This window comes from Pseudonocardia sp. McavD-2-B (assembly GCF_024124365.1).
Taxonomy (GTDB): Bacteria; Actinomycetota; Actinomycetes; order Mycobacteriales; family Pseudonocardiaceae; genus Pseudonocardia; species Pseudonocardia alni.
On the sequence record NZ_JAMXSG010000019.1, the window covers coordinates 25,093 to 37,062 of the forward strand.

13 protein-coding genes are annotated in these 11,970 nt (G+C 73.6%); 8 read left to right on the plus strand and 5 right to left on the minus strand.

Going from position 1 to position 11,970, the window contains the following annotated elements:
• Positions 1–148 precede the first annotated feature (148 nt).
• Entirely contained in the window at positions 149–1,315 is a 1,167-nt protein-coding gene (locus NH602_RS05190; protein WP_179761301.1) for an LLM class flavin-dependent oxidoreductase, read from the plus strand.
• A gap of 18 nt (positions 1,316–1,333) precedes the next feature.
• On the opposite strand, the gene NH602_RS05195 is transcribed toward NH602_RS05190, so the two are convergent.
• Complete coding sequence (locus NH602_RS05195) at positions 1,334–1,765, minus strand: DUF1707 domain-containing protein (protein ID WP_179761300.1); 432 nt, start codon at positions 1,763–1,765, stop codon at positions 1,334–1,336.
• A 48-nt stretch (positions 1,766–1,813) separates the two neighbouring features.
• Between NH602_RS05195 and NH602_RS05200 the strand changes: the two genes are divergently transcribed.
• Positions 1,814–2,314: a class I SAM-dependent methyltransferase gene (locus NH602_RS05200; RefSeq protein ID WP_179761299.1), complete on the plus strand. Its 501-nt coding sequence runs from the start codon at positions 1,814–1,816 to the stop codon at positions 2,312–2,314.
• Between the two features lie 56 nt (positions 2,315–2,370).
• On the opposite strand, the gene NH602_RS05205 is transcribed toward NH602_RS05200, so the two are convergent.
• The 4 genes from NH602_RS05205 to NH602_RS05220 form a co-directional block, all read right to left on the minus strand.
• Positions 2,371–3,225, minus strand: a complete 855-nt coding sequence (locus NH602_RS05205; RefSeq protein WP_218899291.1) for an excalibur calcium-binding domain-containing protein — start codon at positions 3,223–3,225, stop codon at positions 2,371–2,373.
• A gap of 104 nt (positions 3,226–3,329) precedes the next feature.
• Positions 3,330–4,268, minus strand: a complete 939-nt coding sequence (locus NH602_RS05210; RefSeq protein ID WP_253067165.1) for a zinc-binding dehydrogenase — start codon at positions 4,266–4,268, stop codon at positions 3,330–3,332.
• Positions 4,269–4,350: 82 nt separating this feature from the next.
• Positions 4,351–5,166 (minus strand): ergot alkaloid biosynthesis protein, encoded by an 816-nt coding sequence (locus NH602_RS05215; protein ID WP_253067166.1) that lies wholly within the window; start codon positions 5,164–5,166, stop codon positions 4,351–4,353.
• The gene (locus NH602_RS05220; RefSeq protein WP_179761296.1) at positions 5,163–5,603 is read right to left on the minus strand and encodes a nuclear transport factor 2 family protein; all 441 of its coding nucleotides are present in this window, start codon (positions 5,601–5,603) and stop codon (positions 5,163–5,165) included. Before NH602_RS05220 ends, NH602_RS05215 begins: the two co-directional genes overlap by 4 nt.
• An 85-nt stretch (positions 5,604–5,688) precedes the next feature.
• On the opposite strand from NH602_RS05220, the gene NH602_RS05225 reads away from it, so the two are divergent.
• The 6 genes from NH602_RS05225 (at position 5,689) to NH602_RS05250 (ending at position 11,900) form a co-directional block, all read left to right on the plus strand.
• Positions 5,689–6,300 (plus strand): TetR/AcrR family transcriptional regulator, encoded by a 612-nt coding sequence (locus NH602_RS05225; protein ID WP_062404057.1) that lies wholly within the window; start codon positions 5,689–5,691, stop codon positions 6,298–6,300.
• Between the two features lie 85 nt (positions 6,301–6,385).
• A complete protein-coding gene (locus tag NH602_RS05230; RefSeq protein ID WP_253067167.1) occupies positions 6,386–7,099 on the plus strand; it encodes a TetR/AcrR family transcriptional regulator in 714 nt (237 codons plus the stop codon).
• Positions 7,100–7,239: 140 nt separating this feature from the next.
• Positions 7,240–7,434, plus strand: a complete 195-nt coding sequence (locus NH602_RS05235; protein WP_139282816.1) for a hypothetical protein — start codon at positions 7,240–7,242, stop codon at positions 7,432–7,434.
• A 106-nt stretch (positions 7,435–7,540) separates the two neighbouring features.
• On the plus strand, positions 7,541–8,479 hold the full coding sequence (whiA, locus tag NH602_RS05240; protein WP_073575780.1) for a DNA-binding protein WhiA: 939 nt from the start codon (positions 7,541–7,543) through the stop codon (positions 8,477–8,479).
• Between the two features lie 99 nt (positions 8,480–8,578).
• A complete protein-coding gene (locus NH602_RS05245) occupies positions 8,579–9,820 on the plus strand; it encodes an acetyl-CoA carboxylase biotin carboxylase subunit family protein (protein WP_100879327.1) in 1,242 nt (413 codons plus the stop codon).
• 49 nt (positions 9,821–9,869) lie between these two features.
• Complete coding sequence (locus tag NH602_RS05250) at positions 9,870–11,900, plus strand: hypothetical protein (protein WP_073575783.1); 2,031 nt, start codon at positions 9,870–9,872, stop codon at positions 11,898–11,900.
• Positions 11,901–11,970: the final 70 nt, after the last annotated feature.

Sequence of the window (11,970 nt, forward strand, 5' to 3'; positions counted from 1 at the left end):
CTATCGGGTCGTCACGGACGTCCGTACACCGGCCGTTCACCCGGTCTGCCACTGTCGTGCAACGCTTGCGTGACGCCGGTCACGACGGGTAAGGACTGTCGTGGCGGTGCCCCCGACGGAGCGGGCGCCGGAGCGACGAGGAGTCACCGTGAGCAGACTGCGATTCGGCACCTTCCTGGCCCCGTTCCACCAGCCCGGGCAGAACCCCACCCTTGCGCTGCAGCGCGACCTGGAGCTCGTCGAACACCTCGACCGGCTCGGCTTCGACGAGGCGTGGATCGGCGAGCACCACTCCGCGGGCTCGGAGATCATCGCCTCGCCCGAGATCTTCATCGCCGCGGCGGCGGAGCGGACCCGGAACATCAAGCTCGGGACCGGCGTCACCTCCATCAGCTACCACAACCCGCTGTGGGTGGCCGACCGCATGGTGATGCTCGACCACCTCACCCGCGGTCGCACGATGCTCGGCTGCGGGCCCGGTTCGCTGCCCACCGACTCGTCGATGATCGGCCTGAACCCCACCGACACCCGTGAGCTGCTCGAGGTGAACCTCGACATCATCATGCGGCTGCTGCGCGGCGAGGTCGTGAACGCCGAGACCAGGACCCACACGCTGATCGACGCCCAGCTGCAGCTCGCGCCCTACAGCGACCCGTGTTTCGACATCGCGGTCGCCGCCGTCGCGTCCCCGACCGGGCCGCGGATGGCGGGGCAGCACGGCGTCGGTCTGCTGTCCATCGGCGCCACCCTCACCCAGGACGGCTTCGACGCGCTGGCCCACCACTGGAGCGTCGTCGAGGAGCGCGCCGCCCACCACGGGCAGCCCGCGCCCGACCGCAGCAAGTGGCGCCTGGTCGGCCTCATGCACGTCGCCGAGACCCGGGAACAGGCCTACCGCGAGGTCGAGTACGGCATCGAGCACTGGTTCCGCTACTTCCAGAAGGTCGCGGCGTTCCCGCAGATGGCGGTCGCGGGCGGCGACGTCAAGGAGATGATCGACTTCATCAACGACGCCGGGATCGGCGCGATCGGCACCGTCGAGGACGCGAAGGCGCAGGTGCAGAAGCTCGTCGACCAGTCCGGCGGGTTCGGCGCCTTCCTGCTGCTCGGCCACGAGTGGGCCAACCCGGTCGCGACCAAGCGCTCCTACGAGCTCATCGCCCAGCACGTCATGCCCGAGTTCCAGGGGCAGGCCGCGGGCACGCTGGCGGCCAAGGACCGGGCCAGCTCGACCCGGGAGAAGCACGCGCAGACCCAACTCGACGCCGTCGACACCATGACCAAGCGCTACGAGCAGGAGAAGGCGGGCGGCTGACGGGTCCCGGCGCGGCGGCTACCGGCCGCCGCGCCGCGGGCGCCCCGCGCCCGCCACCCACAACGTCAGCAGCACCGCCCCGGTCGGCGCGGAGAAGACCAGGAACCACCACGGGCTCAGGTCGGTCAGCAATGCCAGCACCGAGGTCCCGGCGGCGGCCGCGGCGGTGATGCACAGCCAGATGACCGTCAGGACCCGCATCGCGATGCCCCCGGCCGTCGCGGAGAACACCAGGCCGTCGCGCCGGGGCGGGGCCGAGGAGGCGGGCAGGTCCAGGGTCACCCGGCCCAGGTCGCCGCGGGTGCGCATCCGCCAGACCTCGGTCACGCGCTCGTCGTACTCGGCGAGGTCGAGGTAGCCCTCGGCGTGGGCGGCGCGCAGCCGGTCGGCGACGGCCTGGCGTTCGGCGTCGGAGATACGGATCTGCTCGGGTCCCACCACCTCGTCCACCTCCTCGATGATGCCTGTCGGTGCCCGGCCCGTGCCAGGATGACCGCTGTGGCGGCGAGGGCGGTCCCGGCGCGGGCGCGGTTCGCGGCCGCCGCCGTCGGCGCGCGTCCGGGCACCCGGGTGCTGGAGGTGGGCTGCGGACCGGGTGCCGTGGCGTCGCTGGTCTGCCCCCGGCTCGACCGGGTCGCGGGCGGCGCGATGTGGGCGGTGGACCGCTCGGCCGTCGCCGTCGCGCGGACCACCGAACGCTGCGCGGCCGCCGTCGACGACGGCGTGCTCACCGTGCTCCGGTCGGACCTGGCCGGGCTGCGGCTCGCGGCGGGCTCGGTGGACGTCGCGTTCACGCTGAACGTCAACCTGTTCTGGACCCGCGACCCCGGGCCCGAGCTGGCGGTGCTGCGCGGGGTGCTCGCGCCGGGCGGGGTGCTGCACGTGCTCTACGAGGGCACCCCACCCGCGGCCGTTGCGGAGGGGCTCCGCCGCAACGGCTGGGACCCGGTTCCGGTATCCGGTGACGGCGGGGCCGGGGTGACGGCCCGGCCGGCCTGAGCCGCGCAGGTGCCCGGCGGGACCGTCCCGCCGGGCACCGGGTCACGTGGGTCGGTTCACTCGCAGGCGATGCCGTCGCCGTCGCGGTCGAGGCCCGAGCGGTAGCCCGGGTCGCCGCTGCTCAGCGGGGCCGCCCCGGCGGCGCGGGCCGCGGCGCAGTTCGTGTAGTAGGCCGAGCCGCCGCCGGACGAGCCGGAGGACGATGAGCCGGAGGAGACCAGGGGCTGCGGCGCGGCCGGGACGTAGGGCCGGTCGACGTCGGTGTCGGCGACCAGCGGCGCGGCCTGCGGGGCGGACTCGGTGACCGGGGCGCTCTGCGGCACCACGACCGGAGCGGGCGGGACCGGCGGGGCGGCGGCCTCGCCGATCGTGATCGGGTCACCGGCGGAGGCCAGCGCCGCGGGGCCGGGCAGCTGGGTGGTGACGGTCCCGGCGGCGACCCCGGCGACCGAGCCGGTCGACGGGCCGAGGACGACCTGGGTGAACCCGGCGGCACGGAGCGTGTCCCGCGCCTGCACGTCGGTCATCCCGACGACGTTGGGCACCGTCAGCAGCACCGGCGCCGCCGGGGCGGCGGGAGCGGCCGGGGCCGCCGCGAGCGGACGCACCGGAGCGGTGGCCGCGCCCACGATCCCGAGGACGGTCATGAGCACACAGAGCGTGGTGGCCGTCCAGCCGAGCACGATGCCGACCGTCGAGCGGCCCGGCGTCGATGCCCCGCCGGCCCGGAAACGGGCGCGGCCGGCGTGCGACAGCAGCGCGGCAGGCACCGTGACCAGCAGGCCGAACACCGGCACGAACCCGACCACCATGCCCAGCACCGAGAGCCAGAAGCCGGCAGTGGCGGGGGTGTTCCCGCGGGTCGCGGGGACCGGCTCGGCGACGGTCGTCCAGGGCTGGGTGGCGGTCATGACTGGTCCCCTCGTAGTGGCCCGACCGGAGCTGTTTCCGCTCCGACGAACGGCCTGTCGAGAGGCGTGACGCGGCCATTACCGCCCGTCATCAGGGTTGATGACTAGGGAGTGAGCACGAGCTTCCCGACCGCGGAGCGCTCGGCGTACGCGCGGGTCGCGGTCGCCGCGTCGGCCAGTGGCAGGTTCCGCGGGCGGGCCGGGTGCAGCTCCCCGGCACCGATCCGGCGCAGCACGTCCTCGGCCAGGTCCCGCGACGCGGCGGGGTCGGTGCGCGACCAGTCGCCCCAGTCGACGCCGACGACGGTCCGGTTCCGCAGCAGCACGACGTTCGCGGGCAGCTTCGGGATCGCGCCGGAGGTGAAGCCCAGCACGCAGAACCGGCCGCCGGCGCCCAGCGCCCGCAGCGCGGCCTCCGCGGCGTCGCCGCCGACCGGGTCGATCACGACGTCCGCGCCACCGCCGGTGTGCTCGCGGATCGCGTCCTTGAGGGCGTCGTAGCCGACGGCCGCCTCGGCCCCGGCGGCGAGCGCGGCCGCGCGCTTGTCCGGTGTGGACGCGACGGCGAGCACCCGCGCCCCGGCGGCGCGGGCGTGGTCGACCGCGGCCTGCCCGATCCCCCCGCTCGCCCCGAGCACGACGACCCACTCGCCCGGGCGGACGGTGACCCGGTGCCGGAAGGCGAAGGCGATCGTCCCGTGGCTCTCCATCGAGCTGGCCGCGACGCCCGCGTCGACCCCGTCGGGCACCGGGACCAGGCGGTCCTGGGCGACGACGACGTGGCTGGCGAACCCGCCGAAGCTCGTCAGCAGGGCGGCGACCCGCCTGCCGTCCGCGGTGGTCCCGGCGACCGCGGTGCCGGGTGTGAACGGCAGCGGCGGTCGCAGCTGGTAGCCGCCGCGGGCGATCAGCCCGTCGACGAAGCTGACCGCGGCGGCCTCGACGGCGACGAGCACCTCGCCCGGTCCCGGCTCCGGGCCCGGCTCCTCCACCAGCTCGAACCGCTCCGGATCGGCGAACTCCCGGCAGAGCACCCGTCGCACCACGCCTCCTCGCGTCGCCCACTGCGTCCGTGGGCGAGCCTCGCACGCCGGTGCCCGGGGGTGATCGTCGGAGTGGCCGCGGTCATGGCCGGGCCGGGCAGGCCTCCTGCAGGACGTCCCGCACGTTTCGCGGGTCGCGCCCGGTGATCCGGCGTACCGCGTCGCTCGTGCGGGCCTGGGCCCCGGTGGCGATGAGCCCGTCGAGCCCGGCGAGCACGGCGGCGTAGTCGGCGGGCATCCCGTCGGCGACGAGCCGGGCGGTCATCGCGGACACGCTCACCGGGCGGTGCCGGGCCGGCCGGCCGGTGACCTCGGTCCAGATCGCGCACACGTCGTCGTAGGACAGCGCCTCGGGACCGGTGACCAGCACGTCCGGCTCCGGCGGCGCCGGGTCGAGCAGCAGCGCGACGGCGACGGCGGCGATGTCCCCCGCGTCGACGAACGGGACCCGGCCGTCCCCGGTCGCGGTGACGACCTCGCCGGCGCGCAGCCCGCGTGCGGTGAGGTGGTCACCGAGCAGGTTCTGGGTGAACCACGAGGGTCGCAGGACCGACGGCTCCGGGACCGTGCCCAGGACGACGTCCTGCACCACGCCCAGCCCGGGTGTGCCGCGCTCGACGGCGGCCGCGCTCAGGAGCACCACCCGGCGCAGACCGCGCCGGACCGCCCGCTCCAGAACGGGGGCGACCACGGGGGCCGGGTCGGGAGTGGCGAGCGGCGGGAGGAGGTACAGGCTCTCCACTCCCTCGAACGCGGCGTCGTGGGTCGCCGGGTCCAGCCAGTCGAACCCCGGCGAGGTGGACCGGGCGGCCCGGCGTACGTCGGCCCCGGCGGACTCCAGCAGCGCGGCGACCCGCCGCCCGGTGGTGCCGGTGGCCCCGGTGACCAGGACGGTCATCGGGTGGCCTCCGCCAGCCCCGTACGGCCCAGCACCTGCTGGACCTCCAGCGGGCTCCAGTGGTCGCGGTAGCCGGTGATGCCGTCCGGGCCGACGGTCACGACCGCGACGTAGTGCAGCGCGTAGTCCGCCCCGGACGCGACGACCGTGCCGTGCACCCCGAACTCCACGACGACGGTGTCCGGGTCGCCGGTCGTGTGCCGCACCTCGTCGACGACGGCGGTGGGCAGCAGCAGGTCGTTGTACCCGGCCACGTAGTCGGCGACGGCGTCGCGCCCGGTGAGCGTGCGCGGCGAGCCCGGCGCGGCGAACGGGAAGGTCATCGTGCCGTCGGGGGCCCAGAGCGCGGCGAAGCCCGCCATGTCGTGGGCCAGGAGCCGGTCCAGGGCCGCGTCCACGGTGGTGTGGGCGCGCCGTCGTCGGGCGTCGTCGTCCATCGGTCTCTCCGTTGCGTCGATACGGTTCCGTCCCGACGACTATGGACGAGACGGTACCGTCCCGTCCAGTCGCTATGCTGGGGTCGTGTCCACTCCGCGCCGTGCCCCGTCCGGAGCCGCCGTCCTGCGGCCCGAGCTGACCGAGGCGGTCGTCGACGCCGTGCTGGCCGAGCTCGCCGAGGTCGGCCACGGCCGGTTGTCGATGCAGCGGGTGGCGGCGCGCGCCGGGGTCGGCAAGAGCGCGCTGTACCGGCGCTGGCCCGGCAAGGACGAGATGGTCATGGACGTCGTCGGCCGCTTCGGGGTCCCGGCCGAGCCGCCACCGGACACCGGCACGCTCGTCGGGGACCTGCATGCGCTCGTCGTCGGGATGCGGGACTGGCTCGACCACCCCCGGCTGGCGTCGATCGTGCCGGACCTGCTCGCCGAGTCACGCCGGTCGCCGCGGCTGGCCGAGGCGTTCCGGGAGCGGCTGTCCGGGCCGCGCCGGGACCGGTCACGGGAGGTGCTCGCCCGGGCCGTCGCGCGGGGGGAGATCACGCCGGAGCAGGCCGGCGGGGTCGAGGCGGAGCTCGTCGTCGACCTGCTCGGCAGCGTGCCGTTCTGGCGGGTGGCGGTGCACGGCGGTCCGATCGACGACCAGGGGGCGACCGCCCTCGCCGAGCTCGTCGCGAGGGGGATGACCGCGCCACGCTGAGTCGGCCGGCGGCCTTCGTGATCCACTGTCGCCCGGGGTCCGGCCTTCCTCCCGCCGGGCCCGCCGAGGGAGGAGCATGGTGGGCGTGTCGTCCGAGCGCACGGAACCCGGGGCCGCGGACGACCTCCGGTCCGACGGCCGCAGTACGCGCTGGGACGCGCACCGCGCGCGCCGTCGGGAACAGGTGGTCGACGCCGCACTGGTCGTGCTGGGCCGCGACGGGCAGGACTTCGGCCTGGACCAGGTGGCGCACGAGGCGGGCGTGACCAAGCCGGTGATCTACCGGCACTTCGGCGACCGGGCCGCGCTGCTCGACGCGATGGCGGAGCGCGCGACCGACCGTCTGATGGAACGGCTCATGCCCGCCCTCTACCGGGAGTGCGCGGCCTGGAAGCGGATCTACGACTCGGTCGACGCGGTCATGGGCTTCCTCGACGACTCACCGGGCGTCGACCTGCTGTTCCGCCGCCGCCTGCCCGGGCAGCGGGGGGAGGTGGTCGACGCCGGCCGGGAGTTCATCGCCTCCGCGCTGACCGGGCTGCTCGGGTCCTACGCCGAGGTGCTCGGCCTCGACGATCCCGAGCTGGTCCGGGTGTGGTCGCAGTCGCTGGTCGGCGCGGTCCAGGGGACCGCGGAGTGGTGGCTGCGGGGCCGGGCGACCGGGAACGCCCCCGGGCGCGATGTCGTCACCACCCACCTGACGGACCTGATCTGGACCCAGATCGAGGGGGTGGGGCGACAGCGGGGGTTGACTCTGAGTCGCGAATCACTACTCCCTGTGAGAGTCGTGCCGAAATAGGCGTTACTCGGCGTATAGGGTACCGTCGCGAGCCGGTCGCCCCGGCAGGTCCCGGACCCTCGTGGCGACCGCCGGATGTATCTGCGCACGGGCCCCGTCGCCGGGGAACTCCGGGCGCGCAGTCGTGCGGAGGGGGAGCCATGTCCGAGGGGGCTAACGGCGGGGGCCGGCCCGGTCCTGTGCCGGTCGACGATCTGGCGCCGGGCGGTCCGCGGGCGAAGGCCCAGGGCTGCCTGTGCTCGGTACTGGCGAACGCGGCGTTCCGGGCCGGGGCCGAGAGCAGGCCCTGTATCGACCCGCGCTGCCCGATGCACGCCGACCCGTCCGAGGACTGATCCCACCACGGTGGGGCGCCCCGGCGCTCCGCCCTTCCGGGCAGGGCGGGGTTCACCTCGGGGGATGTGTCCCCGCCCTGCCGCCTCCCATCCGCAGGAGACGATCGTGTTCGACCTGGAGCGCGTGACCGCAGAGCTGCACCGTGAACTCGGCGTGGTCCGCGAGGAACGCCCCGGTGTCCGGCATGCCGGGCTCGTCACCCAGCTGCGCCTGGCGGGGGAGGTCGGCGTCCGCGACGGCAGGACGACGATCCACGCCGAGTTCGACGCCCCGGCCCCCGCGCTGCGGATGCGCTCCGAGCTCGGGGCGCTGCACGGTCGCGGCGGGCTGCGGGCCGAGGTCGTGACCGGCGGCGGGGCGATCCTGCGCTACCAGGTGCGGGTCACGGCGCCGGGGACCGACCTGGCCCGGGCGACGGGTCTGGTCGACCGGACCGGACGGCCGGTGCTCGGCCTGCCACCCGCCGTCGTCGCTGCGGGGCCCGCCGTTGCCGCCGGGGTGTGGCGCGGGGCGCTGATCGCACGGGGCCGGGTCGTGCGGCCGGCCGGGCGGGTCCGCCTGGTCGTCACCTGCCCGGGTCCGGCCGTCGTGCTCGCACTGGTCGGAGCGGCCCGCGGGCTCGGGGTGCTGGCTGCGCCGCAGGAGACGGTGAGCGAGCACCGCGTCGTGGTGCGGGACCCGGAGAGCGCCGAAGCGCTGCTGCGCAGTGTCGGCGCGCCGGGCGTGGCCGAGGTGCTGAGCCGGGTCCCGGTCGCCCCGCGGGGCGCGACCACCGCGGACGGGTCGCTGCAGACGGTGAACGCCCGCCGGGCGGCGACGGCCGCCGCCGCGACGACCGAGCGGGTCCGGGCGGCGCTGCGCGCGCTCGGCGACGACGTCGCCCCTCACCTGCGGGAGACCGCGCTGCTGCGTCTGGAGCACCCGTCGCTGTCGCTGGCGGAGCTCGGCCGTCTCGCCGACCCGCCGCTGACGAAGGACACGGTCGCCGGGCGGCTGCGCAGGCTGGTCCGGCTCTCCGGTGTCGCCGGACCCGACGACGACTGAGTCCCGCCGCCACGATCCGCCGCTGCGCCGTACTCAGGGTACGGTGTGGACTCAAGCATTTGCCGCCTTAATTCGTCGACATCGGGAGGTTGCTTTTCCATGCCTCGGTCCGACTCAGCCGCCAAGAATCCAGAAAAGGGATACGTCGCACTTCTCGGGTGGAGTCTCAATGCGGTGGAGGCGATCGACCGCTTCGACCGCCGGTACGTCGTCGTGGCCCCGGATTGGGCCGAGGAGTACTGCAAGGAACACGAGATCCCGTACGTCCCGTGGAACTTCGAGCGGCTGAACGACCGATCGATGGAGATTGCGGAGACCTTGCAGGAGATGGGCGTCGACGTCGCCATCCCACTATTCGAGGAAACCGTGGAATGGGCCGGCGCGATCAATTCCGTGCTGCTCGACAACCCGCGGCTGTTCGGGCAGGCGATGCTGCTCCGGGACAAGGCGCTGATGAAGCGTCGCGCACAGCTCGGCGGGATCCGGGTGGGCATCTTCGAGGAGGCCCACGACCGCGATGACATCGTCCGTTTCCTCAAGCGCGTCAACCAGACCCTGCTGAAGCTCGACGGTGACCCGAACGACCCGATCCACATCAAGGCGTTCGACAAGGCGGGCTGCCTCGGGCACCGCGTGGTGCGCACCTACGAGGACATCGACAACATCCCGGACGAGGAGTTCCCGCTCCTGATGGAGTCCCACCTCGACGGGTGGGAGTTCGCCGTCGAGGCGTGGGTGCACAACGGGAAGATCAAGTTCCTCAACATCTCCGAGTACGTCACCCTCGGCTACTCGGTGTTCGTGCCGGCGACCCCGGAGCTGGAGAAGTACCGGCCCGCGATCACCGCGCAGATCGAGAAGCTGATCAAGACCTTCGACATCGAGTTCGGCTTCGTCCACCCGGAGTACTTCGTCACCTCCGACGGCGAGATGTACTTCGGCGAGGTGGCCTACCGCCCGCCGGGCTTCAAGGTCTTCGAGCTGCTCGAGCGTTCCTACGGCTTCAACGCCTACCAGGGCATGGTGCTGGCCTTCGACCCGAAGACCACCGAGGAGGAGATCGACGCCTTCTTCCCGAAGGAGGTCGAGGGTGCCTCCGGCGTGGCCGGCTGCTTCGGCGTCTACCCGCGCCGCCGCGTCGTCAGCAGCCTGCAGATCCCCGAGGAGACCGAGGACGACGACTACTACGAGTCGCACGACCTCACGTCGCCGGTCGAGGAGACCGTGACGAAGAGGACCGCGTTCGGCACGCACTGGGGTCTGCTCTACTTCTTCGGGGATGACCCCTACCGGATGCGCGATCTGTTGAAGAAGCAGGAAGAACTCGATTTCTACGTCTGAGGGCGGGTACCCCCGCCCCTGGCCGTGGAGCCCGAACGAGGGAAGCCGTGTGAAACCGACCGTCGACGTCGCGAGTGGGACCTCGGTGCTGGACAGGCGCCTGGTCTCGCTCGACGACGCCACCCGGGACCTGGCCCGGACCCCGGACTTCGGTAAGACGACGAAGATCCGCAGGGTTCTGGAGCAGCTCCGCCGCGTCCTGCTGCAGGACGGAGGGCCCGCCGCCGTGCAGGCCCGCGCCCGTGAGCTGGAGGACGCCGGCGTGTTCGCGGGCACCGACTGGGCGCAGCCGGACATCCTGGTTCCGACCTTCGTCGGGGCCGGGCTGCACAGTGGCGTCGCCGACACGGTGGTGATGGAGGCGACCAGCGAGCTGCGGATGCTCGCGGTCGCCCTCGGGGAGTACGACCACCCCGCGATCTCTGCCGACGAGGCCCGTCAGTTCCTGTCCCAGGTGCTGGCGATGAACCTCGAGCTGCTGTTCACCCCGCCGACCGAGGCGGAGCGGGTCCACGAGGGCCGGACGGCCCAGATGATCCGCGACCTGTTCCGCCACATCGCCGAGGGCATCGGCTACGACAGCGTCCTGGACAAGCTGGTGGACGAGATCTGGCGGATCCTGCGCCAGCGCCCGATCCAGGTCGACCAGGTGTCGTCGCTGATCACCCGGCTGTCGGTGTGGCGCGGCGACCCGAGCGTCGACCTGTCCTCCGGGCAGGGACTCGACCGGCTGATCACCGCGCTGTTCGGGACCACCGAGGCGAGCCGCGAGGACCCGGGCATCGACGTCTTCCGCTCCCGACTGGAGGCGATGGACACCGGAGGCCTGCAGTACGAGGCCGCCGGGTTCGCCCGGGCCATGCACGACACCGGGCTCGTGTCGCCGTACCACGCGGAGCTGCTGCAGTTCCTGCGCCACGAGAGCGACTACCTGCTTGCCGAGGCGCTCGGCCTGTCCGACACCGGCAAGAACTGCCTGCTGCGCTTCCGGGACCTGGTGCACCGGCTGATCGAGGAGGCCGTCACCCCGCACACCGCGCAGTGCATCTACGGCCTGGCACTGCTGCTCGACCGCGGCATCCTCTACGAACCGCCGGTCGTGCCCGGGCTCTGGCGCCAGATCGCGCTGGAGATCGGCCCGGCCGCGCGGGAGCGCCTGGTCGCCGCGTTCGGCGAGGAGCCCGCACCCGAGGTGCGGCTGCTGGCCGGTGTGCTGTCGATGCTGGGCCAGCCGCTCGGCGTCGGGCAGGGCGACAACCCGACCTGCCAGTCCGCGCGCGCCCTGTCCATGTGGGCCTACAACGACCCGGACTACCTGCTGCAGATGGTCGTCTGGGCGGCCCGCGACGACGAGATCGTCATGCACTTCGAGGGGCAGCGGATCTCGTCGCAGGAGAGCGGAGCCGGGGTCGCGGAGAAGCTGCCGATCGACCTCGACCCGGTGTCGCTGGTCGTCGTCCCGCACCTGGACCGGATCTACGCCGAGATGGGCCGCCGCTGCTCCGACCGGCCCGGGGACCCGCACCGCTGGGTCAACCCCGAGTTCCACGGCTGGTGGGCGGCCCGCGGGTTCCACATCAACGTCGACGTCGGGACCGGCAACCTGACCGACCTCGACGCGTTCCTGCGTCAGTTCCACGCCGGCTACCACCCCGGGTACAACGGCGGCCAGCCGCTGATCCACCCGCAGCCCGCCGGGATCGCGGTCACCGACAGCGCCGCCCGCTACGTCGGCTGGCACGCCATCGCCATCCTGCGGGTCGCGCCGGACCCGAACGACGTGATGCGGGTGTACTTCTACAACCCGAACAACGACAGCGGGCAGGACTGGGGCGACGGCGTCGTCGTCTCGACGGCGGGCAACGGGGAACGCTTCGGCGAGGCGTCGCTGCCGTTCGACCAGTTCGCGTCGCGGCTCTACATCTTCCACGGCGACCCGCTGGAGCACGGGGAGCCCGAGCGCGTGCCCGCGGAGGACATCGCCACGATCGTCGGCTACATCGAACGCAGCTGGGGCGCCGACCGGCTCCCCGCCGGCGCACTCCAGGCCTCCGACGGCCCGGCGGCCCCGACCGCCTGACCCCGGCCGTGGGGGAGCGACGCCGCCCGGTCGCGGCACCGACCGCGCTCGGCGCCGCCGGGGCGGTGCT

What these genes read in the sequence shown, in the direction of transcription:
- NH602_RS05205 (WP_218899291.1), bottom strand. Translation starts at nt 3,225, where the DNA reads ATGACCGCCACCCAGCCCTGGACGACCGTCGCCGAGCCGGTCCCCGCG.
- NH602_RS05220 (WP_179761296.1), bottom strand. Translation starts at nt 5,603, where the DNA reads ATGGACGACGACGCCCGACGACGGCGCGCCCACACCACCGTGGACGCG.
- NH602_RS05245 (WP_100879327.1), top strand. Translation starts at nt 8,579, where the DNA reads ATGCCTCGGTCCGACTCAGCCGCCAAGAATCCAGAAAAGGGATACGTC.
- NH602_RS05235 (WP_139282816.1), top strand. Translation starts at nt 7,240, where the DNA reads ATGTCCGAGGGGGCTAACGGCGGGGGCCGGCCCGGTCCTGTGCCGGTC.
- NH602_RS05215 (WP_253067166.1), bottom strand. Translation starts at nt 5,166, where the DNA reads ATGACCGTCCTGGTCACCGGGGCCACCGGCACCACCGGGCGGCGGGTC.